The organism is Leptospira licerasiae serovar Varillal str. VAR 010 (assembly GCF_000244755.1).
Taxonomy (GTDB): domain Bacteria; phylum Spirochaetota; class Leptospiria; order Leptospirales; family Leptospiraceae; genus Leptospira_B; species Leptospira_B licerasiae.
Genome location: NZ_AHOO02000011.1, coordinates 370,984 through 397,251 on the forward strand (window position 1 = coordinate 370,984; position 26,268 = coordinate 397,251).

32 protein-coding genes are annotated in these 26,268 nt (G+C 41.8%); 14 read left to right on the forward strand and 18 right to left on the reverse strand.

The features are described 5' to 3' along the window. The first annotated feature begins 12 nt into the window (after positions 1-12). Positions 13-573 carry a cytochrome c-type biogenesis protein CcmH gene (locus LEP1GSC185_RS14230; RefSeq protein WP_232298516.1) on the forward strand — a complete coding sequence of 187 codons (561 nt, stop codon included), beginning with the start codon at positions 13-15 and terminating at the stop codon, positions 571-573. After that, the gene (locus LEP1GSC185_RS14235; protein ID WP_008594936.1) at positions 573-983 is read left to right on the forward strand and encodes a zinc ribbon domain-containing protein; all 411 of its coding nucleotides are present in this window, start codon (positions 573-575) and stop codon (positions 981-983) included. The genes LEP1GSC185_RS14230 and LEP1GSC185_RS14235 overlap by 1 nt, the downstream gene beginning before the upstream one ends. Positions 984-991: 8 nt before the next feature. Here LEP1GSC185_RS14235 and hisE read toward each other — a convergent pair whose 3' ends face one another. After that, a complete protein-coding gene (gene hisE / locus LEP1GSC185_RS14240; protein WP_008593771.1) occupies positions 992-1,270 on the reverse strand; it encodes a phosphoribosyl-ATP diphosphatase in 279 nt (92 codons plus the stop codon). A 120-nt stretch (positions 1,271-1,390) separates the two neighbouring features. Between hisE and LEP1GSC185_RS14245 the strand changes: the two genes are divergently transcribed. Continuing rightward, positions 1,391-2,212, forward strand: coding sequence for a thioredoxin family protein (locus LEP1GSC185_RS14245; RefSeq protein ID WP_008594940.1), 822 nt, complete (start codon positions 1,391-1,393; stop codon positions 2,210-2,212). 73 nt (positions 2,213-2,285) lie between these two features. On the opposite strand, the gene LEP1GSC185_RS14250 is transcribed toward LEP1GSC185_RS14245, so the two are convergent. From LEP1GSC185_RS14250 to LEP1GSC185_RS14270, 5 genes are read right to left on the reverse strand one after another with little or no spacing between them, the layout of a single operon-like run. Next, entirely contained in the window at positions 2,286-3,596 is a 1,311-nt protein-coding gene (locus LEP1GSC185_RS14250) for a UDP-glucose dehydrogenase family protein (protein WP_008594016.1), read from the reverse strand. 42 nt (positions 3,597-3,638) lie between these two features. Further along, a complete protein-coding gene (locus LEP1GSC185_RS14255; protein WP_008595559.1) occupies positions 3,639-4,841 on the reverse strand; it encodes an ABC transporter ATP-binding protein in 1,203 nt (400 codons plus the stop codon). Continuing rightward, positions 4,838-5,593: an ABC transporter permease gene (locus LEP1GSC185_RS14260; RefSeq protein ID WP_024864019.1), complete on the reverse strand. Its 756-nt coding sequence runs from the start codon at positions 5,591-5,593 to the stop codon at positions 4,838-4,840. Before LEP1GSC185_RS14260 ends, LEP1GSC185_RS14255 begins: the two co-directional genes overlap by 4 nt. 53 nt (positions 5,594-5,646) lie before the next feature. Beyond that, a complete protein-coding gene (locus tag LEP1GSC185_RS14265) occupies positions 5,647-6,318 on the reverse strand; it encodes a JAB domain-containing protein (protein WP_008594623.1) in 672 nt (223 codons plus the stop codon). 2 nt (positions 6,319-6,320) lie between these two features. Continuing rightward, on the reverse strand, positions 6,321-6,545 hold the full coding sequence (locus LEP1GSC185_RS14270) for an LIC12298 family protein (RefSeq protein WP_010515858.1): 225 nt from the start codon (positions 6,543-6,545) through the stop codon (positions 6,321-6,323). 286 nt (positions 6,546-6,831) lie between these two features. Here LEP1GSC185_RS14270 and LEP1GSC185_RS14275 point away from each other — a divergent pair, with 286 nt between their 5' ends. Together LEP1GSC185_RS14275 and LEP1GSC185_RS14280 are read left to right on the forward strand one after the other, a co-directional pair. Beyond that, positions 6,832-7,698 carry a hypothetical protein gene (locus LEP1GSC185_RS14275; protein WP_008594306.1) on the forward strand — a complete coding sequence of 289 codons (867 nt, stop codon included), beginning with the start codon at positions 6,832-6,834 and terminating at the stop codon, positions 7,696-7,698. Next, entirely contained in the window at positions 7,699-8,997 is a 1,299-nt protein-coding gene (locus LEP1GSC185_RS14280; protein ID WP_008594399.1) for a hypothetical protein, read from the forward strand. On the opposite strand, the gene pssA is transcribed toward LEP1GSC185_RS14280, so the two are convergent. Genes pssA through lexA form a run of 5 tightly spaced genes read right to left on the reverse strand, consistent with a single transcriptional unit; the run spans position 8,994 to position 13,095 of the window. After that, a complete protein-coding gene (gene pssA / locus LEP1GSC185_RS14285) occupies positions 8,994-9,752 on the reverse strand; it encodes a CDP-diacylglycerol--serine O-phosphatidyltransferase (protein WP_008595416.1) in 759 nt (252 codons plus the stop codon). The two genes, LEP1GSC185_RS14280 and pssA, sit on opposite strands and share 4 nt — an antisense overlap. After that, positions 9,749-10,765, reverse strand: coding sequence for a tRNA (adenosine(37)-N6)-threonylcarbamoyltransferase complex transferase subunit TsaD (gene tsaD, locus LEP1GSC185_RS14290; protein ID WP_008595466.1), 1,017 nt, complete (start codon positions 10,763-10,765; stop codon positions 9,749-9,751). Before tsaD ends, pssA begins: the two co-directional genes overlap by 4 nt. A 2-nt stretch (positions 10,766-10,767) precedes the next feature. Next, positions 10,768-12,135: a S41 family peptidase gene (locus LEP1GSC185_RS14295; protein ID WP_008595200.1), complete on the reverse strand. Its 1,368-nt coding sequence runs from the start codon at positions 12,133-12,135 to the stop codon at positions 10,768-10,770. Continuing rightward, complete coding sequence (locus tag LEP1GSC185_RS14300) at positions 12,125-12,427, reverse strand: LA_1448 family UV-C exposure upregulated protein (protein ID WP_008593789.1); 303 nt, start codon at positions 12,425-12,427, stop codon at positions 12,125-12,127. Before LEP1GSC185_RS14300 ends, LEP1GSC185_RS14295 begins: the two co-directional genes overlap by 11 nt. A 59-nt stretch (positions 12,428-12,486) precedes the next feature. Then, complete coding sequence (gene lexA, locus LEP1GSC185_RS14305) at positions 12,487-13,095, reverse strand: transcriptional repressor LexA (RefSeq protein ID WP_008594759.1); 609 nt, start codon at positions 13,093-13,095, stop codon at positions 12,487-12,489. Between the two features lie 87 nt (positions 13,096-13,182). Here lexA and LEP1GSC185_RS14310 point away from each other — a divergent pair, with 87 nt between their 5' ends. Beyond that, positions 13,183-13,479, forward strand: a complete 297-nt coding sequence (locus LEP1GSC185_RS14310) for a type II toxin-antitoxin system Phd/YefM family antitoxin (protein WP_008594550.1) — start codon at positions 13,183-13,185, stop codon at positions 13,477-13,479. 3 nt (positions 13,480-13,482) lie between these two features. After that, a complete protein-coding gene (locus LEP1GSC185_RS14315; RefSeq protein WP_008594652.1) occupies positions 13,483-13,884 on the forward strand; it encodes a type II toxin-antitoxin system VapC family toxin in 402 nt (133 codons plus the stop codon). On the opposite strand, the gene LEP1GSC185_RS14320 is transcribed toward LEP1GSC185_RS14315, so the two are convergent. The 4 genes from LEP1GSC185_RS14320 to LEP1GSC185_RS14335 form a co-directional block, all read right to left on the reverse strand. Continuing rightward, positions 13,874-15,055: an efflux RND transporter periplasmic adaptor subunit gene (locus tag LEP1GSC185_RS14320; RefSeq protein WP_008595898.1), complete on the reverse strand. Its 1,182-nt coding sequence runs from the start codon at positions 15,053-15,055 to the stop codon at positions 13,874-13,876. The genes LEP1GSC185_RS14315 and LEP1GSC185_RS14320 overlap by 11 nt on opposite strands. 2 nt (positions 15,056-15,057) lie before the next feature. Beyond that, complete coding sequence (locus LEP1GSC185_RS14325; RefSeq protein ID WP_332306309.1) at positions 15,058-16,452, reverse strand: TolC family protein; 1,395 nt, start codon at positions 16,450-16,452, stop codon at positions 15,058-15,060. A 146-nt stretch (positions 16,453-16,598) separates the two neighbouring features. Beyond that, complete coding sequence (locus LEP1GSC185_RS14330; protein WP_008595350.1) at positions 16,599-17,195, reverse strand: hypothetical protein; 597 nt, start codon at positions 17,193-17,195, stop codon at positions 16,599-16,601. A 33-nt stretch (positions 17,196-17,228) separates the two neighbouring features. Next, positions 17,229-18,791 (reverse strand): tetratricopeptide repeat protein, encoded by a 1,563-nt coding sequence (locus tag LEP1GSC185_RS14335; protein WP_008594849.1) that lies wholly within the window; start codon positions 18,789-18,791, stop codon positions 17,229-17,231. A 310-nt stretch (positions 18,792-19,101) separates the two neighbouring features. On the opposite strand from LEP1GSC185_RS14335, the gene LEP1GSC185_RS20205 reads away from it, so the two are divergent. The 5 genes from LEP1GSC185_RS20205 to LEP1GSC185_RS14360 are packed head-to-tail and all read left to right on the forward strand — an operon-like array spanning position 19,102 to position 22,261. Further along, complete coding sequence (locus LEP1GSC185_RS20205; protein WP_232298506.1) at positions 19,102-19,386, forward strand: hypothetical protein; 285 nt, start codon at positions 19,102-19,104, stop codon at positions 19,384-19,386. Then, positions 19,383-20,048, forward strand: coding sequence for an ABC transporter ATP-binding protein (locus LEP1GSC185_RS14345; RefSeq protein WP_008594711.1), 666 nt, complete (start codon positions 19,383-19,385; stop codon positions 20,046-20,048). The genes LEP1GSC185_RS20205 and LEP1GSC185_RS14345 overlap by 4 nt, the downstream gene beginning before the upstream one ends. After that, positions 20,045-20,950 carry an ROK family protein gene (locus LEP1GSC185_RS14350; protein WP_008595657.1) on the forward strand — a complete coding sequence of 302 codons (906 nt, stop codon included), beginning with the start codon at positions 20,045-20,047 and terminating at the stop codon, positions 20,948-20,950. The genes LEP1GSC185_RS14345 and LEP1GSC185_RS14350 overlap by 4 nt, the downstream gene beginning before the upstream one ends. Beyond that, positions 20,947-21,294: a histidine triad nucleotide-binding protein gene (locus LEP1GSC185_RS14355; protein ID WP_008595386.1), complete on the forward strand. Its 348-nt coding sequence runs from the start codon at positions 20,947-20,949 to the stop codon at positions 21,292-21,294. Before LEP1GSC185_RS14350 ends, LEP1GSC185_RS14355 begins: the two co-directional genes overlap by 4 nt. Before the next feature lie 19 nt (positions 21,295-21,313). Continuing rightward, the gene (locus LEP1GSC185_RS14360) at positions 21,314-22,261 is read left to right on the forward strand and encodes a lysylphosphatidylglycerol synthase transmembrane domain-containing protein (protein ID WP_008594560.1); all 948 of its coding nucleotides are present in this window, start codon (positions 21,314-21,316) and stop codon (positions 22,259-22,261) included. Between the two features lie 4 nt (positions 22,262-22,265). On the opposite strand, the gene LEP1GSC185_RS14365 is transcribed toward LEP1GSC185_RS14360, so the two are convergent. Together LEP1GSC185_RS14365 and LEP1GSC185_RS14370 are read right to left on the reverse strand one after the other, a co-directional pair. Continuing rightward, complete coding sequence (locus LEP1GSC185_RS14365) at positions 22,266-22,784, reverse strand: OsmC family protein (protein WP_008594603.1); 519 nt, start codon at positions 22,782-22,784, stop codon at positions 22,266-22,268. A 78-nt stretch (positions 22,785-22,862) separates the two neighbouring features. Continuing rightward, on the reverse strand, positions 22,863-23,291 hold the full coding sequence (locus LEP1GSC185_RS14370; RefSeq protein ID WP_008595652.1) for an LA_2478/LA_2722/LA_4182 family protein: 429 nt from the start codon (positions 23,289-23,291) through the stop codon (positions 22,863-22,865). 264 nt (positions 23,292-23,555) lie between these two features. Here LEP1GSC185_RS14370 and LEP1GSC185_RS14375 point away from each other — a divergent pair, with 264 nt between their 5' ends. Both LEP1GSC185_RS14375 and LEP1GSC185_RS14380 read left to right on the forward strand, forming a co-directional pair. Beyond that, on the forward strand, positions 23,556-24,842 hold the full coding sequence (locus LEP1GSC185_RS14375; protein WP_008595590.1) for a beta-ketoacyl-[acyl-carrier-protein] synthase family protein: 1,287 nt from the start codon (positions 23,556-23,558) through the stop codon (positions 24,840-24,842). 7 nt (positions 24,843-24,849) lie between these two features. After that, complete coding sequence (locus LEP1GSC185_RS14380; protein ID WP_008595145.1) at positions 24,850-25,389, forward strand: SiaB family protein kinase; 540 nt, start codon at positions 24,850-24,852, stop codon at positions 25,387-25,389. Between the two features lie 36 nt (positions 25,390-25,425). Here the strand turns inward: LEP1GSC185_RS14380 and LEP1GSC185_RS14385 are convergent, their stop codons facing one another. Then, complete coding sequence (locus LEP1GSC185_RS14385) at positions 25,426-26,190, reverse strand: PP2C family protein-serine/threonine phosphatase (protein WP_008595137.1); 765 nt, start codon at positions 26,188-26,190, stop codon at positions 25,426-25,428. Positions 26,191-26,268 lie beyond the last annotated feature (78 nt).

Here is a 26,268-nt window from a genome sequence, read left to right on the forward strand (position 1 = left end):
ATCCCTTCTAATATATATAAGAAAATTCTAATTTCTCTTTTCGGATTCTTTATTTGGACGAGCGCAGCTTATGCCGATTCCACTTTTACAAATCTGACCGATCAGGAGCAGATCCGTACTTTTCATAATGTAACGGAAAGGATCCGATGTATTTGTATCCCTTCTATCGCGATCAAAAGTTGTTCCTTCAATAACTGTACCGTTTCCGCCAAACTCAAACTTTTCATAGAGAACAGAATCAGAGCTGGGGAGTCCGCAGATGTGATCGTAGACAAAATGATCCACGGTTTCGGCCAGGATGTGGTCTCGGATCCCATCATTGCAAAATTTATTGAAACGGGGAATCAGGGGATGGCGCAAGGAGTCATCATGGGTTTTGGTCCGGATATTCTGGCAAAGCCTGATTCTTCTTGGATCGATCTCAGCATCGCTGCCGCTGCAGCATTCGGGATATTATTGATCTATTTGTATTTAAAAAGAAGGACCGCTCCGAAAGCTGCAATCGCGACAGAATCGGGCAATCATTCCTCTTTCGACAAATATATCTCCGAAATAGAGGAGAAACAGAAATAATGGATTTTCTATTAATTTTCTTTTATATAGTTTTGGTCGCGATCATTTCAGCCCCTTTCGTTTACGTAAGCATGTTCGCAAAACATATCCCTTACAAAACGGATCCTAAAAGTTCCGAGTTATTTGATAGAAGGGATGTTCTTTTGGATAACTTAAAAGATCTGAAAATCGAATTCGATACGGGAAAATTAACCGAGACAGAATTCAAGTCCATCTCCTCCGGCTTGGTAAAAGAATTAGAAGAGCAGGACAAAAGGATCAGCCTAGGTGATGCAGGCTCAACCGTTCCTAAATCGGAAAACTCCGCCAAACCTCAACTTGGCGGAAAGTTCTGTCATAACTGTGGATTTAAAATAGAAATTTTCGGAGCTAAGTTCTGCCCTGAATGCGGGACAAAAATCCAGGTTTGAACCGATTATTAAGAATGTCTTTTTTTAAGTTCTTCTACTATGTCGGAAAGAGAAAGACCTCTTTCCACAAGTAGAACCTGTAAATGAAAGAGTAAATCCGCAGATTCGTGAGTGAGTTCTTTTTTGTCGGCGTTTTTTGCCGCGATAATCACCTCTCCGGCTTCTTCCCCTACTTTTTTCAGGATACGATCCACGCCTCCTCGAAAGAGGTCCGCAGTATAGGATTTTTCGGGAAGTTCTTCTTTTCTTTTTTTAAGGATTTGCTCTAACTGAAGCAGGAAGTCCATCATTACCACCGGAGATACTTCGAATATCCGGACCTGTTCTTGACGGTAAACAAAAAATTCCGTATTTCTGCGTTTCCTTAAAAACGAAACGGAGAAAAAAAGGTCGAAGAGATGAGACCCATGCTTCTTTTTTCAAAAATCCGATCCATCCTGCTCCTGATCTGCCTCACACTCTCTTCACAAGTCCATTCCGAGGTTTGGGAGACTTCTGTCGAGGCCGCTTTTAATAAAGCAAAGAAAGAAGGAAAACCAATCTTTATAGATGTGTACGCGGATTGGTGCGGATACTGCAAGACCCTAAAAAAGGAAATTTATCCCAGAAAAGAAGTGAAACAAGAATTATCCAGGTTCGTACTTCTTTCTCTGGACGGGGACAGGTTTCCTAACTTAAAGAAAAAATACGATGTCACTGGCTATCCTACCCTTCTATTTTTAGACAAGAACGGAAGCCTAACTGAAAAGATCGCAGGAATGCCGGATCATAAAATGGTGATCAAAACCTTAAGGTCTGCCTATTCAAAAAGAGATAAAGAAGTTAGTCTACTTGCCGACCTGGAAAAAGATCCGGAAAACAACCTTCTTCTTTTAAAAGTAGGAGAATATTACTTCGAAGCTAAAGAATATAAAAAAGCGGCGGACCACTTTTATAGATCGTTCGCATCCGAAGATCCTAGAATGCCCGAAAACAAACATAAGGCTCTGTTCAATTTGGGACTCAGCTTTTCGGAATTGAAAAACTGGGAGAAAACGATTAAAACGTTTTCTTTATATTTGGACAAATTCCCAACGGGCCATTCCAAGGCGGCATTATATTATAGAGGGGGAGCTTATGCTTCTCTCGGCAAAAAACCGGAAGCGAAAGAAGATCTGAGAAAAGCCCTGGAACTCAGTTCCGATCCGGAGGAAAAGAAAGAGATCCAGGACTTATTAAATCGGCTTTAGTTGCGTTCGTTGTTCCTAAAGCCAAACAAAACTTCTGAAATTTAACGAATAATCCCAAAAGGCCTGACTACGGTCAGACCGATTGTTTACCGATGGAGAAGTATTTGAATCCTTCTTTTTTCATATGATCCGGACGATATTGATTTCTACCGTCAAAGATAACATGACCCTTCATTAATTTCTTAATTCTGGAAAAATCAGGTTCTCTAAACTCTCTCCATTCGGTAAGAAGAAGAAGCGCATCCGCACCTTCCAGCGCGTCATACGCGTCTTTAGCGTATTCTATCTTACCTTTGAAGTAATATTCCGATGTTTCTTTTGACACCGGATCGAACGCTTTGATCTTAGCGCCTTCTTCATGCAATTTTAATAATAGAGGAATGGAAGGAGCCTCTCTCATGTCGTCTGTGCCCGGCTTGAATGCAAGTCCCCAAACTGCCAGAGTTTTCCCTTTGATCTGACCTTTTCCGAAAAAGTTCTCTATCTTAGTGTATAGACGGACCTTTTGGTCTTCGTTCACTCTTTCTACTTCTCTAATGATACGAAGAGAAGAGGAAAAATTTTCGGAAGTGCGGATCAATGCGCGAACATCCTTAGGAAAACAAGAACCACCGTAACCGATACCTGCATATAAGAATTGGCGACCGATCCTAGAGTCCGTTCCCATTCCTTTTCTTACATCTTCGTAATCAGCACCTACAGTTTCGCATAAGTTTGCGATCTCATTCGCAAAAGAGATCTTAGTAGCTAAGAATGCGTTACATGCGTATTTGGTCAGCTCCGCAGAAACGGTTCCCATTTTGATAATTGGATTTCCGTTTAATACGAACGGAGCATAAAGTTGAGCGACAAGTGCTCCTGCTCTTTCGCTGTCCGCGCCGATCACAACTCTTTCGGGTTTCATAAAGTCGTCGATCGCAGCACCTTCTTTCAAAAATTCAGGGTTAGATACCACATCGAATTCATGTTTGGTATTTTTGGAGATAATCTCTTTAACTTTAGCCGCGGTTCCTACAGGAACGGTGGATTTGTCCACAATCACTTTGTAACCGTTGATCGATTTTCCGATCTGTTCCGCCACTGCAAAAACGGCGCTTAGATCCGCTGATCCATCGTCCGATGTAGGAGTTCCAACAGCAATAAAAATGATTTCTGAGCCTTCTACTCCTTCCTGGATGGAAGTACTGAAACCCAGTCGATTCTCCTTATGGTTGTTTAAAACCAATTCGGATAGACCAGGTTCATAAATAGGTATGATTCCTTTTTTCAGGTCCTCTATTTTTTTAGAGTCCTTATCCACGCAGATCACATGATTTCCATATTCCGCGAAGCAAGCTCCGGCCACAAGGCCCACATAACCGCTTCCAATTACGCAAACTTTCATACGAAAACCAGAATCCTTTCAAAGAGGAGGCTGGGAAGGAATTTATCCGGAAAAATCCCCTTTTTTCGTCTCCACTTTGACCGGTATCCAAGCGGCGCCTTCAAATTTAGGGACATCCAATCTTTCTAGCTCGAATTGCAAGACCCCGTCCTTCCATAGATAGGAACCTTCCGCATGACTTTCACCGGAATGTAATGCGATCCCCAAAGAGTATTTTCCGGGAGAAAGATTCATCGGAAAACGAAAATCGATCCGAACAGGTTCTTTCGGTTTTAGGTCTTTTTGGCGACCGCCAATATGGAATGTGTTTGTTCCGAAAACTCGTATCCCGCGATGATCATCGATATGAAAACCGACGGTTAGATCTTCCAGAGAAGAGCGAAATGATGCGGCTACTCTTAATAAAACTTCCGCGCCTACAGGTAAAATCGAAGGATTGGATTTACCCCCGTATTCGATCTCAACATCTAAAGATTCCACCAAAGAATCCTTATCTTGGATCTTAGTGTTTCCTTCCAAAGAGGAAGATGCAATGATCTGCATATATTCTCTGAAGCCGTTTATCGGATCTCCATCAAATACTAATTTTCCTTTTTCTAAAACGAGAAGTCGGGTGCAGACAGATTTTAAAAGTTCTAGATCATGGCTGACGATCAGAGTCAGAGTTCCTTCTTCCGAAAATTTGCGAAATCGGTTTAAACTTTTCTGTTGGAAGCTCGCGTCTCCTACGGCTAAGGCCTCGTCCACGATCAAGATATCTGGGCGTTTTGCAGTAGCTAACGCAAAACCCAATCTCATAGTCATTCCGGAGGAATAATTTTTTAAAGGACTCTTACGGAATTCGGACAAACCTGAAAAACTAAAAATTTCTTCCGAAGATTGGATCAACTCTTCCGGATCCAAACCCCAAACCAAACCGTTATAGTATAAGTTTTCCTCGCCCGAAAGTTCCGGATTAAAGCCCACTCCCAATTCCAAGATAGAGCGGACAGTCCCCTTCTTCTCTAATTTACCGGCGTCCTCTTTGGAAACTCCGGTAAGCAATTTAAGCAAAGTGGATTTTCCGGCACCGTTACGACCGATGATACCGATCACTTCTCCCTTCTCCGCAGAAAAGGAAATCCCGTCTAATGCTTTGTATTTTACGTCCAAGCCGAAATAACCGAAGGTCAAAGCGCTTAAGAGTCTATTCCAAGGTTTGCTGTAACCTTGGTAGGTCTTGGAAATATTCTCTATCTTGATCAAAGGTGATCCAACACTATCTGATTTAATTTAGTACGGCTTAAAAAAAATACGCCTAAGAAAATCCCAAGAAAAGGAAGAAAGTCCCAAATTCGAGCCTGAGGAATATATCCCACAAGCAAAGCGGATCTAAAAACCTCTAAAGGAAAGAAGAACGGGTTGAATACATTCAATTTTCCTAAAATACCTTTGGACTCGTAAAGGATCGGCAATCCCCAAAACAAAAACTGGGACAATAATCTTACTAAAGGAGAAATATCTCTTAGAATGATATTTACACGAGCCAAATAACTTTGAAGACACGCTAAGAATAATCCGGTGCAGAACATGGAAATAAAAGAAAGAGGTAAACTCCAAATCCCAAGCTTACCCGCCCAGGCCAAAAAGACGAAGATCGGGATAGAAGTCACAAACCAATGTAGCAAAAACTGCACGAATGGGATCCAAAGAAAAATTTCAGGGCCCAATGGAGATCTTTTGATCAACTGCCTATTATCCGTGAGAATTCCAGTGCCTCTGATCAGATATTCCTGAAGCGGTATCCAGAACAAAAGCCCGCTGAGTACATTAGAAAAATATTCTATGGAGTTTTCTCCCTGGGATCTGATACCAATAAAATAGAATACGATAGTATAGATCAGGATCAAACTTACGTTTTGTAGGAACATCCAGGCCAGGCCCAAAGCGGAACCTGCATACTGCAATGCATAATCCCTTCTGACAAGAACCGATAAAATTCTGAGATTACGCAACAAAACGAAAGAGGTCATCTAAAACCTAGGATTGGAATTTAAGAGGAGAATGGATTTTAGTTCTCTTCTAGTCGAGTAGATTGTTTGCAGGAAAAGATCCCGTCAATTCCAAAAATCCAATGGTCCAAGAGCTCTACGTCCAAATTGCCAAGCAGTTCTTTTAAATTGAAATAGACTTCCCAATCCTCTTGGCTCGGATAACAGATCATGCCGGGATGATTATGGGCCAGTATCGCTTGAGAAGCCTCGTCATTCAGTATGATCCGGACCAAATCCCTGGGAAGAACTCCCACTTCTTCCAGACTACCTTTGGAAACGATCTCTACTCTTAAAAGATCTCCTGCAGGAGAGATAGTCGCTAATACAAAACATTCTCTTTTTAAAGGGAAGAATAAACCCTTAAGATAAGAAGAAAGGGTTTTCGGGTTATAACCCGCCATTCGGATGGACTTGTATTTGAGTCTTTTAGCAAGTTCAAGGGCAGCAAGTAGAATACTCACCTTTGCCTTTCCCAGACCGTTGATGCGAAAATTTCTAGGAATATTGGATGAGAGAAGTCCTCCCAATCCTCGGGACATTTTTAGGATATCTCGGCTGAGATCTTCGACAGGAAGGCCCCTGCTCCCTTTGCCCAAAAGAACGGCAATCAGTTCCCAATCTTCCAGATTCTCTGCATCATGAAAGATACGGGATCTAGGATCCAGGCCTGAGCCCCAGCGCTCAGCCAAGTTTAAATTTTTCTCAGGTTCTTCTTACTCAGCTCGGAAAGTGTTTCAGAGAACCAATTTCCATCCTGGACTAAGTCCCCTTGGAAAGATTCTTCCAAATAATCCGCGAAGGTCTTAGAGTTCGGCTCAGAAGAACGAACTTTTTCCCTCCAATCGAATCCCGCTCCTGCGAGACCTTTACGGTTTCTCTCGTAAGCACCTGAATCTTGTAGAGATCGAATCATCATAACTTTCTCTCCCTCGTCTATTTAGACGACATAAATTGAATTTATTACACCAATAATCTACTAAACGGTTATTAATATACTATACGAATTTATAGTTACCGTCAAGCGTTTACCGTAATTTTTTAGAGAAATTTCCGGACTTTTGGCCTTCCGTTCCTCATTCATAAGATCCATTCTACCCTTGGCCCGGACAAATCCCGAATTCAACCAGGTTTCATTTTGAAAAAAAATGCCAAATCCCGGAAAAATCACACTCGCCGCTTACTAAGTTTGACCCGTCCCGGGAATGAGGTTCCTACATTTAGTCGTTCTTCTTCTCCCCAGCGCTTTCATATTCGGATTCGATCGAAACATACCTGCTGAACTTTGGATTCGTCCCTGGTGGAAGGGAGGGGAAATATCCTTTTTCGGAATATATGAAAAGGAAGAAGTTCCTCTGTCAGGAATTTCTCTCCAATTCCCATTCTCATTCGATCCGAAAGAAGAATATAGAATCTCCTACATTCGCACGAACCGAAACAAAGAAGGGAAATTTTTCGAAACGGTTTCCTTAGGTTACCAAGCGGAACTATACCACAATTTCGGTTTTAGGTTTCGATTCGGAGGAGAAGGTTCGGAACCTTCTTCTTATTTTACTTCACTCGGACTTTATGCTCCCAAATTGAGTTGGGATCTTTTCGGAAAAAAGAACCAAGAAGAAAATTCATTAGGATTCCTACTCAATTCTTCTTACGACTCCGAATTCAGGATCGGTTTAGGTTTCGAAAGAATCCGAAGTAGTCATTCCCATTTTGAAGATAGGATCTCGATCGCCGTCTACGGGAGCTGGGAAGGATTTTTAGGCCAGGCAGAAGGATTTGAATCGGAGAAAGCTCCGATCGGATTCGTCGCACTCGGATACTCTCCATTATACAAAAAAGAAGAAGATCATAAACTTACTGTTGCCCCGCAAACACCAGTCATAAGGACAAATATCTATCCTTCTCTCGAAGCGGAAGAACTTTTGAGACTTGGATTTTCCTTACAAGAATCCATTTCCATTTCTTCTTTTTCCAAAGGTACTGCGGAAAAATTTGAAACTTATCTAGAAACACTCCCGGAAACAAAAAAAAGAAAAATCAAAAGACTGATCCGCGCCAAAAGAGGTTTATAAATGAAAAAGTCCCTTTTGGCACTATTATTTTTTTCGAATATTATAACTGCGGAAAGTAATCCTTCCGTTTTCTCCACGGGCGTTTCTTTCTCAGGATATGACTCCAGATATTACACTAAAAGGCAAGAAACTGTTTGGTTCAGAGGAGAAGTTTGTTCCAAAGATCTTGTTTTGGTCCTTACAGAAGAAGAATGTTCCAAACACAAATTATTTTTGGAAAAAAGAGGAGAAACATATTTAGGTTCCTATCTATTCGAAAATAGAAATATTTATCTTTCTTACGGAAATCGCTTCAGACCTCTAAATCATTTTTTCTTTTTAAGGGAAAAATTCGATTTTTCTTCTTTCTGGTTTTTAGAACAACCGACCGTAAGAACGGGTTTTTTAGGAATAAAATCCGGAGAGAGTGTATTAGGAACTTATTATGCAGACAATTCCGCTGATAAACGGCCCGGCTTCTTCTTCAAACCTTATAAAAATTATCTGGAGTTAGCCTATTCTCCCCAAACAAAAGAAGGATTCCTTCTTTTAGAATTTCCGTCTTCCGACGAAAGAAAATCAGAAAAGAAGCCATATTGGTTTAGGACAGAAATTTTCGGGACCAAGACAGATCCTCAAGGAATTGTATCCGCTTCCTGGACGGATAGAGAGAAAGACAAAAGAGTTTTTGTCTCCGGATTTAGAGGAAGAGCAGGACAATTATTCCAACTTTCAGAAAGAACGGATCCGGAAGAAAAAGCGGGATTGTTTCGATTCGTTTGGGAGCCGGGAATATACAGAAGATTACAATTCGCAGAATCGAGCCGATATTCTTCCGATACAAAAGAGATCTATTCCGCGCAATCGATTTCAGGCAGGATGGAAATTTTAGAATTTCCTTGGTTTGCAGTTCTGGCTCAGGCCAGAGCCTATTCTTTTTCGGATCATTCTTCTTGGGTCTGGGGGAAAGGTTTATTCCTTTCTTACCAAAGAAAATTTTGGACATGGGAAATAGGACAAGAGTGGAGAAAGAATGGAGATAGACTCACAGAAGCAGGTTTACAAATTTCCATCGGTAAAAACTGGAAGATCTACTCAAGCCTCATATACGCAGAAGAAAAAAATCTACTTCCTGCTTTTGCGGAAGAATCTATTACTCCGGAAGAAACAGGTTTAGTCGTTACCGATAAATCCTTTTATTCTTTTTTACGGATCTTTCACCCTAACTTTGCCATCCATATCCGACATACAAGGGAGAAGGAAGGCAAAGGTGACGGTTTAAGTATGAGATTTCAGGTATATATTCCGCTATTTGATTAATCCAGTTTCACTCTCAGTTCTTGGATAATATGGATCAAGAAGGTCAATAATCCGGAAAAGATATAAAGACAGATCAGTCCGTAAACAAGCCAAGGCCAACGTGGAAATCCTACAAAAAATAATGCGATCAAAGCGGCGCCAAGCATCAAACCTGCGCGCAATGGAGTTAGCTTAGAGCGAATCGCTACCTGAGGCTTTCCGTAACGAATATTGGAAACCATTAAAAATGCAATCAGGACAAACAGAGGAATTCCTAACCAATGAGGAAGAGTATGATCCTTTCCTAAAAAGATAGGAAGGAATCCGATAGTGATCCCTGCGATCGGAGAAGGTAATCCAGTAAAAGAAGAAGGATCGTGAGCTACATTAAATCTAGCTAATCTATATGCGGCACAAGCAGGAAAGATCGCAGCTATCAACATTCCGATAGGGAAAAGATCCTCTTTTCCGAATACGTCTATCTTGTATTCTCCCAATACCATATTATAAAAAAGGAATCCAGGTGCGATACCGAATGCAGTAAGGTCGGCGAGACTATCTAAGTCGGCGCCTAGCTCGCTGGTTGCATCCAAAGCTCTAGCCACCATCCCATCCAATCCGTCGCAGATCGCTGCGAGTAGGATAAAAAACCCGGAGAGTATATAGGATTGAGGTCCGTTACCTGTAGCCTCGGAAGCGATCAGTATGGAAACAAACCCCATACTCAAGTTCCCGAGAGTGATCATATTTGGGATCCAATGTATCCTGCGATTCATATATAGGTCTCCTGCCTTACCGGACTTACGGTAAAGTCCAAACTCTTAGAATATCCCTGCTTAAATAGATAATAACCGAGGGCAGCAACCATCGCGCCGTTATCCGTGCAGTAGATCTTTTTTTGGGGAGAAAAAAATTCCAGGGAATTTTTTTCCGCGAATCGGGATAATCTGTTACGAAGTGTAGAATTCGCCAAGACCCCTCCTCCTGCTACGATCCGTTTGATCCCGGTAATGGAGACCGCACGTTTTAGATTTCTCTCCACAAGTTCGAACGCCGTCTCTTGGAAATGATAACATACCGCCTGAGTAGACAATTCGGGTTGTTTTGCGATCAAATGAGAAACTGCAGTTTTTAAACCTGAAAAAGAAAACGCGACACGGTCCTGTTCCAAATTCCTAAGTAACAGAGGTAAAAGGTCCTTTTCCTTTGGGTCGGGAACATACTTGGAAGCTTCCTTTTCGATGGGAGGTCCGCCGGGATAAGGTAAGGATAATAGGCCGGCAACTTTATCAAAGGCTTCTCCCAAGGCATCGTCCATTGTATCTCCTACCACTTCCATTTTGCCAAAATGAGGGATCTTGTAGATTGCAGAGTTCCCACCAGACAGAAGTAGCCCCAATACTGGAAAAACCGGCTCGACTCCTTCTAAATGTAATACTGCAAAATGAGCCTGCAAATGACAAAGTGGAACGATAGGTGTTCCATACACAGCATGAATAGATCTTGCGAGTTGTGCACCGATCATTAGAGAGCCGGTTAATCCTGGAGATCTAGTCACAGCCACATAGTCTAGATCGGAAAGAGTAAGTCCGGATTCTTCTAAGACTTCAGAAAGCAAAGGGTTGATCTTTTCCAAATGAGCGCGAGAGGCGATCTCCGGAACAATCCCTCTAAAAGGTTTGTGCAAATCTATCTGGCTAAAAATTTTGAGAGAAAGTAATTCTTTCCCGTCTTTTACAATGGCGAGACTGGTTTCGTCGCAGCTAGTCTCTATTCCAAGACCGATCATAATTAAGACTTGGAAGAAAGTAGATCCACTGCCTTTTTCAACTGAGGATCCAATTCCAAATCGGTCATAGTTCTGTCTTTTTCGGCCTGAGTTTTATTTTTATAAACCGCCCTTGCGACATCCGAACTGAGTTTGATCCCTTGTTCTTTCAGCGCCTTTTCAAAATTTAAAAAATTTTGCTCATTATATTCAGGATACTTGGAAACAAGTTGGTCTAGTAGTTTTTTTTCACTCATCTTTCTGAGATAAAAACGATCATCCTCATTTGGCTCTATACCTTTTACAAGCACGTCCGGTTGGATACCTTTTCCGTGAAGTGATTTGCCGGAAGGAGTATAATACTTTTGGACCGTAAGCTTTACGGCCATTCCGAAAGAAAGTGGATAAACAATCTGAACGGATCCTTTTCCGAAAGAAGTAACTCCTACAATTTTCCCTCTTTTATGATCCTGGATCGCTCCCGCAAAAATTTCCGAAGCGGAGGCGGAACCTTCGTTTATAAGGACGACTAAAGGTATAGTTGTATATTTATCTCCTTTGCCAGTCGACTTGGAAACATCTGCAAGTTCTCCGCCTCTTCCTCTCACGGAAACTATATCCAATCCTTCCGGTAGAAAAATATCGGACAATGCGACGGATAAAGGTAATAAACCGCCGGGATTCATTCTTAGATCCACGATCAGCCCTTCCGATTTTTTATCGGCAAGGGATTTCAGATGTTTTTTAAATTCTTCTAATGTGTTTTCTCCCATGAACTGGTTCAAACGGAGATATCCTACTTTTTCTTTTTCAAAGAAGAAGGAACGAACATATCGTATCTTGATGTTTTCTCTTACTAAGGTAAACTGTAGAGGTTCTTTGATATTTTTTCTTTCTACCTTAATACTTACGGAACTTCCCGGCTTTCCGCGCATTAGTTTGATACCTTCCGCGTAGCCCAAATTTGAGGTACTTTTTCCGTCTATTTCTATGATCCTATCTTGCGGCAAAATACCGGCCTTCATAGCAGGAGTATCCTCAATCGGAGAAACGACTACTATAGCGCCGTCGGTATAAGCTACTTCCATTCCGACTCCGCCGAAAGATCCTCGAGTCTCTTCGCGCATCTGCCTATATTCTTCTTCTTCCAAAAAAGAAGAATGAGGATCTCCGAGAGATCCTAACATTCCCTTGATCGCGCCTAAAAATGCTTTTTCTTCGTCTACGGTTTCTACATAACCGTTCTGCATGAGCCCGAAAACTTCGTGGAATAATTGCAGGTATTTTTCGGCGGTTTCGGAAACCGCTTTTGCATGGACCGGGCGAAATACGAGCGTGGTAAATAAGATCAGAACCAAACTGGCCCAGGCAAATCTTTCTTTATTCTTCATTTTTGCCGACCAATGCGAAGTAAGTCTTCGGATATTTGATTCGAATTTGTTCCATTACGGAATCCTTATCTAGTTGGTATCTTTCGCAGGCTGCTTCCAAAATTTCGGAATCCTTTCGAATCGTTTGTTCGGAAGCGTAATTCAATCTTTCCGCAAGGCGGGCCTCTGTCAGATATTCAAGGACTAGTTTTAAGTCCTTGTCTCCGATCTCTTTTTTTCGGGAGGCACAATCGAATAATAGAAGTAATAGGAAGAAGGTCGCAAATATGCGGAAAAAGGAAAGATAGTTCACTCTTTCAAAATCTTTCCTCTCTCAAGGGCTAATGTCAACTCCGAAATCCGGAGAGCGAATCAATAGGAACGATAAAGACCGATCAGCTTTCCTACGATGGTTACTTTTTTACTACGGATGGGTTTGTATTTTGGATTTCGAGCTTCCAGACGAACATGATCCGCTTCTTTAAAATATACTTTTAGAGTAGCCTCGTCTTCGATGAGTGCGACTACGATCTCTCCATTTCGGGCTATATCCTTTTTCTGGATAATCGCCACGTCTCCGTCGTTAATTCCAGCTTCTATCATGGAATCACCTTGCACTTTCAGAGCAAAGGTAATCCCTTTAGAGGCCATCTCCTCCGGAACTGGTATATATGCTTCGATATTTTCTTCGGCCAGGATGGGCAGTCCGGCGGCAACTCTACCTAAGAGAGGAATGCTTGGGGTGGGAACCGGTAAACTTTCGAATGGACTTTGGCGGGTAAGCTCGATTGCTCTGGACTGGTTTTTGGAGGTTTTAAGATATCCTTTTTTCTCGATGGCTTTTAGGTGATCGTAAGCACCCTTTGCAGTGATCCCAAACTCATCTCCAATCTCTCGGATCGTCGGCGGAAAGCCTCTTTCTTTGATCACACTGGTAATAAATTGTAAAACTGCGAGCTGCTTTTCCGTTAAGTCCTTCATGCTTAACAAGTTATTAGTGAATAAATGTTGTGCAAGTACTTTTTCGGTGATAGGATATTAAATAAAAATCCAGGTTGAAAAGTCCAAATGACCAAAAAACAATTGAACCATTTAAAGACCAATAGTAGACTAAATATAGACTACTTTATGAAAAAGATCAATTTAAGCGAGGCAAAGGCGCATTTAGGGCGTTATTTAAAAGCGGCCAGTTCTGGCGAAAGAATTGTAATCGCTGAACGAAATCGCCCTATCGTAGAATTAGTCGCCATACATACATCTAAGACAAAAAAGCTCAAACCTGGGCTTCTGGCCGGTAAATTCACCGTACCGGATGATTTCAATTCACCTCTTGTAGAATTCGAATCCGATTTTTACGGGGAATGAGATTTGAGAACGATCCTATTAGACACCCAGATCATTCTCTGGTTTTTATTGGAAGATCCAAAACTCCCTCCGATCATTAAAGAACTCTGCAAGGAAGAAGATACCAGGCTTCTATTCCATCAAGTCTCCCTTTGGGAAATCCAGATTAAATACGATTTAGGTAAATTACCTCTGCCTGAAATGCCCGGATATTTTTTAGTGAATGCATGCGTTCAATCCGGTTTGGAAAAATCGGCGATGCAAGACGAAGCGATTTTTTTCTTAACTAGACTTCCTAATATACACAGGGATCCGTTTGACAGACTGCTTCTTTCCCATGCAATGATCAACGGTTGGGAATTTGCGACTACGGATGAGATACTTAAAAAATATCCGGTTAGAATATTAGAAAATATTAAAACTTAAGGAATTCGCTCTTTAAAACGAAAGATCCTTTGGAGACAACTTCCGAGCCTTCAGGAAGCCCGCCTAAGATGATTATATCGTCTTCTATCGTGTCTCCTACGATTACGTTTACCGCCTCAAAACTACCGTCTCCATGAGGAACGAATACGAAAGATTTTCCTTCTATTTCGTGGACTGCTTCTAGAGGGATCATCTTACGTTTCCCTCCTCCCGCGCTCACTACAAGACCAGCAACTTTTGCAGTAACAGTTTGACCCGGCTTTAGCTTATTTCCTTTATTGGAAACCATGATCCGAAGTTTTGCGGTACGTTTCACGTTATCTAAAACTGTTCCGACATAACCCACTTTTCCTTGGATCTGAACGCTACTGTGTTCGTCTCCAAGAGGAAAGATTGTTGCCTGTGCGCCTTCTCTCACCCCACCTAAATCTTTTTCGTATACATCTAGCAAGACCCAAAGATGACTTAAGTTGGCGATCGTGAATAATTCCTCGTTACGAGTCACTTGTTGACCTAGGATTGCTTTTCTTTCGGTGACTTCTCCGTTGATAGGACTTCTAAGGATTAAATTAGAAGAAACATAGATCCCTCTTTCAATCCCTTCTATCTCGGAAGGAGTTAGACCGTAATTGTCCAACTTGATACGAGTGGTCTCCACTTCCGTTCTGGCAGTTTTGTATTGCATAGTAGCAAATTCGTATTCTTTTGCGGAAGTAACCTTCATCTCGAAAAGTTCCTTAGCACGATCCGCTTGCATTTTCAGAGCATCTAAAGATGCTCTCGCTTTTACATAGGCTGCTTCTACTTCTCCCAATTGAATGGAAGATAAAATTGCTAATGGAGATCCTTGGCTAACCTTATCTCCTTCCTTGACCAATACTTTTTTAATCCTGGCCTCTACCTGAGAGCCGACCTTTGCCATACTTTCCGGATCGTAGGTGATCCTACCAGGTAATGCAAGTTCTTCGAATTGAGAAACTTCTTTTAAGCCTACATATGTGAGAGGGTGTCTTCTGAGTACGTCTTCCGGAACCGTGAATACGTTTTTGTTCTCTTCGGTGATCTTTTTTTCGGGCTTTTTTTTGGAGAAGTATTTGAACCCGAAAAATGCGATCGTGATCCCCAAGGCTAAAACGATCAGAACTTTATATTTTTGGAATAATAGTTTCATTGTCATTCTCCCTGTGCCTTGTTTGCAGAAGAAATTTCCGCGATTTTTCCGGTTGCAGCTTTATAATTCTCTACTGCGTTAAAATATAAATATAGTAGGTCGTAATATTCTCTGAGAATGGTGAGGTAGTTTTTTTCTGCTTGGAGGAAGGTTACTTGATCGGAGGCGCCGCGGACGTATGCAATTCTGGACTTCTCTTCCAATTGTTTGTTTTTCTGGAGAAGGTTGATCCTTTCATACTTGGTTAATAGCTCTTCTCTCGCCAATAGTTCTTTTTTAGCGGCTTCTATCTCGGCGATCACTTCTCTCTTTTTTGCATCCAAGGCCAATTCGAACTTTCTATATTCTTCTTTTGCAGAATATACTTTTCCTTGGCCTCTATCGTTCAAAGGGATAGGAATGGAAGCGAATACTCCTCCATAATTCTCCCCGCCTTTGACCCTCCATTCTCCGCCTAACTGCAACCATCCGAAGGACTCCCTTCTTTGCAGTTCTATGTTCATCTTCTTTTCTTGTAACCTTTGTTCCAAGGCGGTAAGGTCAGGACGTTCTATGGAAGGAAAGTCCTCCTTTAGGCGAAGTCCCATTTCTTCCAAAGGTCTGAACTTCATGGAGTCCACATTGAATGCGAATACACCTTCTTCTTCCGATAGACCGGAAAGAATACGCAGATCTTTTTCAATAACTTGTCTGCGAACGATCGCATCACGGTAGAACTTTTCTACCTGTATCCTTTCCAACTCGAGGCGTTCGAATTCCAAAGGAGAGATATCTCCCTTTTGTACTCTAAACTTGGTAAGTTCCAAAAGGTCGCTATAGTTTTCGTAGAATTCTTTATTAGTATCTACTAAAAGCGTAAGAAATACGAATGCCCAATAATTTTGGCGAAGCCTCATTCTAAAAATTCGATCGAAATTTCGAAAATCCTGGATGGACGCTTCGAAGGATTTTTTTGCTACTCTCGTTCTAAGAGGCACAACTCCATACACATCCACCTCTTGGTACATTCCGGGTGCGGTTTCCGGACTTCCCCCTTGGGAGTTAGGAGTTCCTCCGATGAACTGTTGTTGGAACTGGACGACCGGATTTCTATACAAGGAAGCGGTGATCACCCGCCCTCTTTCGATCCCCATATTTTGTTTTTCGGATAAATACAGCGGATTGTTAGCGATCGCATATTCGGTTAAACGATCCACATCCCAATCTATGACCTTGCCTATAGTCTGGGCAGCGTTTGTAGTATTAGTAGTGGTTACAGGATTAGTATTTTGATTTGGTTTGTTAACCGAGCTTCCTTTTTTATCTTCGCTAGTCGTTTCAAAAGGAATAGTTTCCGGAAAGACAAGTGTCCCGAACGGAAATAAGAATGCGGAAGCGGCAAAAATAGAAAGAAGGATCCAACTTCTATTCTTATTGTAGGAAGTTCTGTCGAGTAGATCTTGTTCGTGTCCCGATTGGAAGTCTCGCATCCTCTTTCCTTATGACTATTTCAATATCAAGCCCTGGTACCGCAAGTCCGTTTGCCTTTTTAGATGATTTCATCTTAGAAAAGCCGGAATAAGTACCATTTTCCGTCCTGCTTTATGAAATACGGATTGATCAGTTCCCTTTCTAGTTTCTGGTTCTCTTTAAACTTGAGTTTCAACTCGCAAGCGTTCTTGCTCTCATAATAGAAATCGACATCGATCCCTCCGGAAGAAAGTAACAAATCCCGGACGGTTCTTACTTCTTTCGAGTTTTTTTGTTTTTCCAATAGTTCTCGATCGAAGAAGTATATGCGAAAATAATTATCCGCATTAGAAAGCTCTTGGATAAGTTGTTCCTTGGTCCAATTGCCTTTAATGTCCAAATAGATACCGTCTTTCTTGGATACTAGCTCCGGTAAAAAGTTCAGATCTCTTGCAATCGTTCCTGAAACGAGACGTTGTACTAATTTCAGGATCTCTTCAGTGTCTTTGGAATGTTCACCTGTATGTCCTGCTAAAAAAACTTTTCCTTGAGTAACAATCGGAGGGATTTCCGGACTTCGCTTAGCAGAAAGAGAAAATTCTCCTCCCGTCGTAATGCAAGAAATTTGTAATAATATTAGAAGTAATAGTCCTCTGAACAAAACGGATCCGTAAAATGATAGATGGAACATGATTAGGACCCCTGATAAAACTGAAGGTTCCCTTTAGCCTTGGGATTTCAGCGCCTTTTTTAAAAGTTCTTCTAGATCTCTTCCGTAAAGAACGGAGAGCCTGGACGGATTATCCGCCAAAAATCTGCGAGCGCCTTCCGTGAAGTCCGCATCTCCTACGATAAACGCCTTGTCCAATCCCATATCTTTTACCTGGCCCAAGGTATCTCTTAAAAATATATCCGAAATTTTAGCATCCTTCCATTTTCTGAATTTGAAAAGCGCTCTTGTTTCCTTATCCGTTTTATTTAGACCTTGGAAATTAACACCATCCCCTTCCTTGTTCGGGATCTCTCTACTCACCGTATAATTTAGGGCGAGCACGACCTTCACGCATAAATTCTTGAAATCCACACCTTTTAAGGATCTGTAATGATCCATGGCGCTAATCCCGATCTTATTTACGTCGATTACGATCTTATTCCCTTCTTCGTCTATGATCCCTTTGATATGAAAAGACTTGGAAGACTTTAAACCTGAGATCTCATAATAACGTTCGACCGGAAATAACTCCGAAAATAATTTTCCGAGTTCTTGCTCCGGAACAAATCCACTCTTAGATACTTTTCCAAGTTCTAGTCTTTTTGTCTCAACCTGGTATTTATAATTTGCGAGTTCGATGATCCGATCATCATCCACTCTCTCTGATTCAGCTTCGATCAGATACTCGCTGGCGTCTTCCAACCTTCCCATATTGATCGCGATCAAAGCAAAATGGAAATCGGAGTCTATCATCTCCTGTTTCCATCCGTTATTCCTTGCGATTTCCATACAAAGTCTTGCGTGTTTCAGGGCTTCGTTCCAATTCTCTTTAAGTATGAATTCCAACATGATGAATTGGAATAATGTGTAACGAACGTATTCATCCATGACAACATCTACGACCGAGTTTGCTACACGGATCGCCTCGTCATGGTCCCCTGCTCTAGACAAAGATACTGCGTATAAAAATCCGCCTACCGACGATGTCGGATCTTCTTCGAATGCTTTTTGGAAATAAGTTCTGGGATCTCCCTTTCGTAAGATCCCTGCGACCACACCTTTTGCTATTAGTAATGCAGGCATTTTGATCTTCTCATCCGGGATCCTAGAAAGGAATTTATCCGCGATCCCGAATTCTTTCTGACCGATCGCCATAAAACCGATTCGGATACAAGCTTCTAGATTATCCGGGTCAACGGAAAGGGTATCCGAATAATGAAATACAGCTTCTTCGTATAGATCTTGTTGGTAATATATATCTGCAAGACGATTAGAAACTGCTATTTCCGAGATTTCCTTATCGAAGCTTCCGATCTTTTTGATCTTATCCAAATGTTTTGCTTCGTTATTATAATCGCCTTCCATGGCGTAAATTTTCGCCATGATAAAATGAGCCCTGGTGTTAGATGGATTGGAATCTAGAATATCTCGGATGAGGATCCGAGAGTCGACGTAATTTCCCATAGCCGCCAAAGCTAGAGCTTTCTCAAACGAATCCTTTTTGGATTGAATGAGAAAAGAACCTGCCGCGACGATCAGGATGATTCCAGCTGCTACGAGAATTACAAAGATCATTTTTCGGAATTTCTGCTATTAACTAAATAAATGTTGGATAAAATCAAACGTTTTCAATATCCTGCTCCCGATGGGAAGAATCACTTACCTGAGGTTTGCATTTTCCCTTTTTCTCCGGGACTGGATCACCAGTGTATTGCACGTCGTATTCTCGACGTTTTTCGCCTACGGATTTATATTCGGATTTTTTTCCCTTCGTACGGAAAAAAGACCCACGGACATTTCTAGTATCGATCTATTTCTGAATTCTCCGTACTTGGTTTTATCTCTTTGTGCCCTTGCTTTAATTTTTATGAGCATAGTCCGGGTCATGACTCGTTCCGGGGATAACGGGATTATGATGGCTGTAGGCGGGAATAGACAGGGGGTCGTACTCCTACAAACCGTAGAACTCTGGATCATCCACGGGTTCGGGTTCTTATTCTCTTTAATTTTAAGCGTTTTTGTCCCTATCGGAAAGTCCGAATTGGTCTCTCCTCTAGACTATATCGCAAGTCTAGGTTCCGAAACCATTCTAATAGGCGGGATCAGCGCCCTGGTCGCCTATTTATATACATTGGTTGATCCTTATAGATCGATACGGAGGGGAAAATGATCTTACGGATCAATAATCTCTCCAGACATTACGGTTCCACCAAAGCGGTAAACGGAATATCGTTCGACATCAATCAATCCGACTATGTCGCGATCGTGGGACCTTCCGGTTCGGGAAAAACCACTCTTCTTTCCATGATCACCGGAATGTTGTCCAGTAGCTCCGGAGAGATCTACTTCGACACTTTAAAACTTTCCTCTATGACCAAAGGGGAGCTCGCCAGGTTCAGGGCAAAAAATATAGGACTAATTTTCCAATTTTCAGAACTGGTTTCCCATCTAAACGTGGAAGAGAATATTCTTCTGCCTGCCTTGCTCGTAGGAAAATTCGAGGAACAGGAATACAGAGAAAAATGCGAATATCTAATCTCTAGTTTGAATCTTCATACGATAAGAAGCCAACTCCCAAGTAGTCTTTCCGGTGGGCAGATCCAAATGACTGCAATCGCAAGGGCTCTTATCAATGAACCTGAAATACTTCTCGCAGATGAACCTTCCGGAGACTTGGATCCGGAAAACAGTGAATTAGTACGTAAACTTCTCTCCGATTTTAATTCAAGAGGACTAACGATCCTACTCGTGACCCATGATATGAATCTTGCATTCGATGCAAAGACGATCTACGAAATGAGAGAAGGAAGTTTTACCAGAGTCGTTAAATGAGTTTTATTATAGGCGTGGATATCGGCGCCCAAAGTATTAAAGCCTGCCTTACGGATCGTTCCGGCAAAATAATTTCCCATTCAGATAGAAAGACGGGACCGGAAATGGATTCTAATCATTTTTTGTCCGTATTGGAAGAACAGATCTCGGAACTTATCGCAGGTTCCAAAGATTCGGTACTAGGTATAGGGATCGGAAGTCCAGGTCCAATAGATAAAGAAAATGGAATATTGATCTCTTCTGCCAATCTTCCCTTGTTAAAGCACGTTCCCTTAGTCGATTTCTTAAAGAAGAAATTCAACATTCCGGTTTATTACGATAACGACGCGAACTGTGCAGCCTTAGGAGAGTATTGGTTCGGCGAAGGCAAAACTTCTCCCAATCTGGTCGTTCTCACATTAGGGACCGGACTAGGCGGCGGCTGGGTTTTCGAAGGAAAACTATTCGACGGATATCTTGGAAATTCCATGGAAGTTGGACATACTACGATCCATCCAGGTGGAGCGTTATGCGGTTGCGGTCAAAGAGGATGTGCAGAGGCCTACTTCAGCGCAAGCGGATTCTCTTCTAGATTTTTAGAAAAGACAGGATCCAAACTTCAGGATGTAGAAACCCTATTCGATCTAGCTTCAAAACATCATAAGGAAGCGAACGAGATCCTGGAAGAAGGGATAGAAAGTTTAGCACAACTGATCCGCAATCTGATCCATTTACTCAATCCGGAACATATAGTACTGTCCGGAGGAATAGCCAAGTCTTACTCCTTTTTCGGAAAACGACTTGAAAACCGAGTGAGAGAAATCATTTTTCCCATATTCAAAGAATACGTAAAGATCCTTCCGGGAAAATCGGTCACCGGCGCCCTGGGAGCCGCAAGTTTATGTTTGGACAATAAAACATGACAGATTCGTGTATATTTTGTAAACTAATCAACAAAGAGATCCCGGCCAATATCGTTTTCGAAGATGATAATCTATTCGCTTTTCATGATATTGCTCCCCAGGCCCCTACTCATTTTCTAGTCATTCCCAAAAAACATATCGTGGACATAGACCACACCAGCGCGGAGGATAAAGCTCTTCTTGGAGAAATTTTATACAGAGCCACTGAGATCGCGAGATCCTTGGGCTTGAACAAAGAAGGTTTCCGCATTGTGAACAATATGGGCTTACTTGGCGGCCAAACAGTATTCCATCTTCATTTCCATGTATTGGGTGGAAGACAAATGAAATGGCCTCCGGGCTGATCTGTAACGAGGATCTATTTTGAAAAAATTATTACTCGGATTCGGTATTAGCGCTTTATCACTCGGTTTCCTATTCTGGAACCTCGATCTTTCCGGATTCGATTCCATCCTAGAAAGATGGAAACCTATCTTCTTAATTCCATTCTTCATCGCTATTCTTTGGGGATTACTTCTATTCTCTTGGAGATGGTATTTACTACTCGGCAAAAAAGTTCCGTTCCGAACCGCACTTCTTTCGGCTTATATCGGGGTGGGAGCCAATCAATTTTTACCTGCAAGAGGAGGAGATATCTTCCGTCTTTATCTCTGCAAAAAAGGGGAAAATATAGGTTACGGAAGTTTGGTGAGCGGTATCTTTCTAGAAAAGGTCCTGGACTTCTCCTTCATATTCTGCGCGGGACTCGGTGCACTTTTTATCTTAGGAGTGAACGGGTCCGAAACCAAAATACTATTTCCTTTGCTCGGTATCTTCGGGATCTTTTCCGCACTCATAATCGTTCGTTTATTTCACAAACACCTCATCTCTTTCGGAGAGTTCTTATTCTCTAAAATAGGAAAAAAGGAATTTTTCTCCGAAAAACTCGCGCCCCAAGTAGAGGAATTGGGGAGTTTTTTAACTTTTCGTAATGTTTCCAGTTATGGAGTTCTGACCGCCTGTACTTGGCTTCTAGGATATGCGCTCCATTATACTCTTTTACAATACTTAGTCGGGATCCATTTAAGTCCTTTGGAAACCGTATTTATTATGTTCTGCGGAGCCGTGGGTGTGATGGTACCTTCTGCACCATCAGGAGCTGGAGTATATCATGCTTCTATCACTTCCGGATTCGTTCTATTAGGTAGGGAAAGTTCGGAAGGTTTAGTATATGCAACCACCGTTCATTTAGGACAGATGGTCGCACTTGGGATCTTGACGGCTATACTTTACGTGTACTGGTCTTTTACCGAAAAAGAAAAGATCAAATAGATCATCACGCAAGAACGGGACTATTTTTGATCTCAGTATTGATCTTAGTTCCGGAAACAATCGTTTGATAAACTACGCAGTATCTTTCCGTAAGTTTTAATAAAGTCTGGGTCTTTTCCTGATCGGCATCCGAATTCAAATCGAAAAATAGTCTGATATCTTTGAAACCTACCGGAATATCTTTAGAAACCCCTAAAGTTCCTCGAAAATCCAAATCCCCTTCCGCTCTTACAAACCCTTCTTTGATATTAACTCCTATAGAAGTTGCAACTGCACCTAACGTTACACCCGCACAGGCAACTAATGCTTCTAAGAGTAAATCTCCTGAACAAGCGAGCATTCCGTTCCCACCAGTCGCTGGATGAAGTCCAGCATCCGCCATGGCCCTACCCGTCTCTACTTTACAAGAGATCCCTTCTCCTAATTTACCTTTTGCTTTTAATGTATAAACTGCGGAGTCCGGGGCCTCGCGGTATTTGTCTTTTAAAGGAGTTTGGATTTTTTTTAATTCTTCTGAATTCATGTATGACCTGTTCGGAATTTTGGATTTTTATCCCGATACGGATCCAACAATCAGAGAAGGAATAAAAACCGGAAAATTTTAGGGAATATCCGGTTGAGCGATCTTAGGAAGACCTTCGCAACCTGGAACACCGAGTTGTTTTGTTTCTTTCTTTTGGAACAACTCACAACTGGACTTTTCAAGAGCAGAAACGCAGTTTTCAAATTCTTGAGCCATTTCGGGAGTCGCCTCCTCTCTCTTTAACTTTCTTTGTCCCCTTGCTTGGTCGAAATTTTCCTTAAAATAAGTAACGCATGCTTCTTGGGATTGTAAAAACGTAGGAAGAGTATTTCTGTATTTAGGCGGGATCTTTTCTATCTCCCCCTTTCCACATTCTATGATCTTAGAACAAAATGCTAATTGGAATCTAGGCCCTAATTCCAGGATTTTTTGCTCAGGCGACTTGGAACAATTGACTGCGATAAAAACTGCAGTCGATAATAACATTAGATTTTTTATATATTTCATAGGATTCCCTTTGGAAATTTTTTAGCTATATTAATATCCCGGGTAGAACGGAAAACCGTTTTTCATGTATCCCTAATCAGCGACCTAACCATATCCGAGGGACTTCCGGGCGAATTTTCACAATCAGAGAAACTTATCCTCATTTTGCCCATGTATTTACGGTTTTATGAGAATTTTCTCCCTTTTTTGCGTCCAATACGTTTCGAAATGATTTTTTTATTTCCAAATCTAACCAACATAGGTAATTTCTAAACCCGCTATTCTATGGATAAATCTAAAAACGGAAAAAACTCTCGGGTAGTCATCACTGGTATCGGAGTCATTCTTCCGAACACCTTTTCAGTACAAGACTTTTGGACAAATCTTTCCGAAGGAAGATCCCAACTGGATTTTATCACTCGTTTCCCTACCGAGGACTTCCCGATCAAAGTTGCGGGAGAGATGAATACGTTCGACTGGAAGAAACATCTACCCGATCTGAGCGATAAATATTCTAAAAATTATAATACGGAGACTTTGGCTTTGATGGCCGCCATGGAAGAAGCCAATAAGGATGCGGGTATATCTAAAGGAGATTTACATCCCAGTAAAGTCGGCTTTATAGATTCTTCTTCCAGAGCGTCTATGGCTTGGTGGGATTTTGCATGGAGAAAATATTTAGAAGAAAAGGATCATAACGTGTTCGATCGTTACTCAGTTCTCACTTCTATGGCTTCTAACCCGACCAATTTAACGGCGATTAACGCAAATATCCAAGGGTTTGTTACCACCGTATCCGCAGCTTGTGTGGGCGGGCATCATGCGATCAGTTTATGTTACCAAGCCATACGTAAAGGTAGAGCCGAAGTTATGTATGCCGGAGGTCATGAATTTCCGATTCTCAAAACTCTAATGATGATGTATTCCGATCCGATGAGCAGGGTTATGTCTTTGGAAAAAGATAATCCTAAAAAAGGAATTCGCCCTTACGATATAAATAGAGACGGGTTTCTATTGGGAGAGGGTGCAATCGTTCTCGTAATGGAAAGATTGGACAGAGCATTACAAAGAGGTGCTAAGATCTATTCCGAAGTTTTGGGAACTTATAGTTACAATGAAGCGGACCACGCGATGAGAATGGATTTAACCGGCAAAAAAGCCACAACCGGTCTCAGGCATTTGATGAAGATCAGCGGACTTCGTTTGGGAGATATAGATTATTTCTGCGGACACGGAACTGCAACGCATAATAACGATTTGGCGGAGAGTCGTGCGATAGGCCATCTATATGAGGGTCGTCCGAAATTCCATTGGGCGCCTGTAGGTTCCATCAAGCCGATATTCGGCCATACATTCGGAGCTGCGGGAATTATCAACGTAGCGGCAACTTCTCTGATGTTGAAAAACCAGATTCTATGTCCTACAATCAATCTGGAGAATCCGGATCCGGAATGCGATCATGACCATGTCGCAGAAGGAGCCAGAAAAGCGAAAATCAGATATGCCATTTCCATGGCGTTCGCGATCGGAAGCCAATCTTCATTCGTAAGTTTGGCGGCTCCGGAGTTTTGAGGGGTATATGCAGTTATCAAAACAATATAATGTTCTTAAAAGGACTGGAGTAGCTCTTCTTTATAAGGGACCTTTTTCTGAGACTACCATTTCCTCCTTAAACGATCTTCTAAAAGAAAAATTGGAAGGAGAAAAGAAAAAGAACCGTATCCTCACAGTATTTGTGGAAATGGCCCAGAATGTTGCCCATTACTCGATAGAAAGAGACGAAAAAAGCGGGATAGGCATTTTAGTTTTAAGAAGAAAGGCGCATAACTGGGAATTGAATTGTGGGAACGCGATCACTCCCGAACAAGCTGCATTCTTAAAAGGTAAATTAGAAGAAACTAAAAAACTTTCCCAAGAAGAACTCAAACAAAGATACAATGAACAGATCCGTTCCGACAGGCCGGAAAAAAGTAAAGGTGCCGGTTTAGGTTTTTTTGAAATAGCAAGGAAATCGGATTTGCCTTTGGTGTATCAATTAGAGGAGGCGGATAACGGGGATCTATTCTTCCGATTGACCGCCCGATTTCTGTTAGAAGGGGCTTATTCTTCCGGCTTATGATATTCGGCGGAAAAGGTAACCGCTACGATTCATCATTCAAACCGAATCTATCCGTATGATGACAATCGTATGATTGTCTCTAGTAAGTCGTAAATTCGCTTCTTCGGAAAGTATTCTACAGGTTTCTCTTAGGTCCTCATGTTCTCTCAGGATCTTTTCTATCTGGTCAATGTTCAGGACCTCAGTGAGACCATCCGTGCAGATCAGTATAAAATCTCCCGGCGACAATTTTCCGGAATAGTCGAATGTATCCACTTCAATACTTTTTGTTCCGCCGCCGATACAACTGGTCAAAAGATTTCTGCCGTAACTGGACCCCAGTTCTTCGCCGATATTATGGTCTACCGTTACTTTGCTTAGCCCGTTCTTTGTAAAATGATAAAGACGGCTATCCCCTACGTTGAAGATCCAGGACTTTCTTCTTCCCAAAAGACAACCGACTAAAGTGGTTCCCATCTTGGGTTTTCCTATGGATTCTCCGTATGCGTTTACTTCGTTGTTAATTTTGCGGATCAGGTTTTTCCAACCGGAGGAAGGTAATTCTTCGATGGGGCGGATCGCTTTCTCCATCCAAGCAAGTTTTTCTAACGCGACCCTGCTTGCGATCTCTCCGGCCTCATGCCCGCCTAAGCCGTCCGCTAACGCGAATAGTCCGGAAGATTCTTCCGTGTCTAATATACGGACTGTTTCCGATTCACCATGAGTTTGGCCGCATACCAAACTATCTGCGGCTAAAAAAGAATCCTCGTTATGAGAACGAAAGTTTCCTTTGTCCGTGATTGCATAATACCGGAGTTTCATATTTTTTTTGACCGGAAAATCCGCTTAGAATTCTCGAAACGGAATTACGCAATTTTGACTCATCCAAACTTTCCTACA

Bases quoted from the DNA above. Each gene is read 5' to 3' on its own strand.
- LEP1GSC185_RS14365 (WP_008594603.1), bottom strand. From the start codon at position 22,784: ATGAATTCAGAAGAATTAAAAAAAATCCAAACTCCTTTAAAAGACAAA.
- LEP1GSC185_RS14235 (WP_008594936.1), top strand. From the start codon at position 573: ATGGATTTTCTATTAATTTTCTTTTATATAGTTTTGGTCGCGATCATT.
- tsaD (WP_008595466.1), bottom strand. From the start codon at position 10,765: ATGATCGGTCTTGGAATAGAGACTAGCTGCGACGAAACCAGTCTCGCC.
- LEP1GSC185_RS14250 (WP_008594016.1), bottom strand. From the start codon at position 3,596: ATGAAAGTTTGCGTAATTGGAAGCGGTTATGTGGGCCTTGTGGCCGGA.
- LEP1GSC185_RS14350 (WP_008595657.1), top strand. From the start codon at position 20,045: ATGAGTTTTATTATAGGCGTGGATATCGGCGCCCAAAGTATTAAAGCC.
- LEP1GSC185_RS14280 (WP_008594399.1), top strand. From the start codon at position 7,699: ATGAAAAAGTCCCTTTTGGCACTATTATTTTTTTCGAATATTATAACT.
- LEP1GSC185_RS14275 (WP_008594306.1), top strand. From the start codon at position 6,832: ATGAGGTTCCTACATTTAGTCGTTCTTCTTCTCCCCAGCGCTTTCATA.
- LEP1GSC185_RS14320 (WP_008595898.1), bottom strand. From the start codon at position 15,055: ATGAAACTATTATTCCAAAAATATAAAGTTCTGATCGTTTTAGCCTTG.
- hisE (WP_008593771.1), bottom strand. From the start codon at position 1,270: ATGGACTTCCTGCTTCAGTTAGAGCAAATCCTTAAAAAAAGAAAAGAA.
- LEP1GSC185_RS14370 (WP_008595652.1), bottom strand. From the start codon at position 23,291: ATGAAATATATAAAAAATCTAATGTTATTATCGACTGCAGTTTTTATC.
- pssA (WP_008595416.1), bottom strand. From the start codon at position 9,752: ATGAATCGCAGGATACATTGGATCCCAAATATGATCACTCTCGGGAAC.
- LEP1GSC185_RS14295 (WP_008595200.1), bottom strand. From the start codon at position 12,135: ATGAAGAATAAAGAAAGATTTGCCTGGGCCAGTTTGGTTCTGATCTTA.
- LEP1GSC185_RS20205 (WP_232298506.1), top strand. From the start codon at position 19,102: ATGACTCGTTCCGGGGATAACGGGATTATGATGGCTGTAGGCGGGAAT.
- LEP1GSC185_RS14245 (WP_008594940.1), top strand. From the start codon at position 1,391: ATGCTTCTTTTTTCAAAAATCCGATCCATCCTGCTCCTGATCTGCCTC.
- lexA (WP_008594759.1), bottom strand. From the start codon at position 13,095: ATGAAGGACTTAACGGAAAAGCAGCTCGCAGTTTTACAATTTATTACC.
- LEP1GSC185_RS14375 (WP_008595590.1), top strand. From the start codon at position 23,556: ATGGATAAATCTAAAAACGGAAAAAACTCTCGGGTAGTCATCACTGGT.
- LEP1GSC185_RS14380 (WP_008595145.1), top strand. From the start codon at position 24,850: ATGCAGTTATCAAAACAATATAATGTTCTTAAAAGGACTGGAGTAGCT.
- LEP1GSC185_RS14270 (WP_010515858.1), bottom strand. From the start codon at position 6,545: ATGATGATTCGATCTCTACAAGATTCAGGTGCTTACGAGAGAAACCGT.
- LEP1GSC185_RS14335 (WP_008594849.1), bottom strand. From the start codon at position 18,791: ATGATCTTTGTAATTCTCGTAGCAGCTGGAATCATCCTGATCGTCGCG.
- LEP1GSC185_RS14345 (WP_008594711.1), top strand. From the start codon at position 19,383: ATGATCTTACGGATCAATAATCTCTCCAGACATTACGGTTCCACCAAA.
- LEP1GSC185_RS14385 (WP_008595137.1), bottom strand. From the start codon at position 26,190: ATGAAACTCCGGTATTATGCAATCACGGACAAAGGAAACTTTCGTTCT.
- LEP1GSC185_RS14355 (WP_008595386.1), top strand. From the start codon at position 20,947: ATGACAGATTCGTGTATATTTTGTAAACTAATCAACAAAGAGATCCCG.
- LEP1GSC185_RS14330 (WP_008595350.1), bottom strand. From the start codon at position 17,195: ATGTTCCATCTATCATTTTACGGATCCGTTTTGTTCAGAGGACTATTA.
- LEP1GSC185_RS14310 (WP_008594550.1), top strand. From the start codon at position 13,183: ATGACCAAAAAACAATTGAACCATTTAAAGACCAATAGTAGACTAAAT.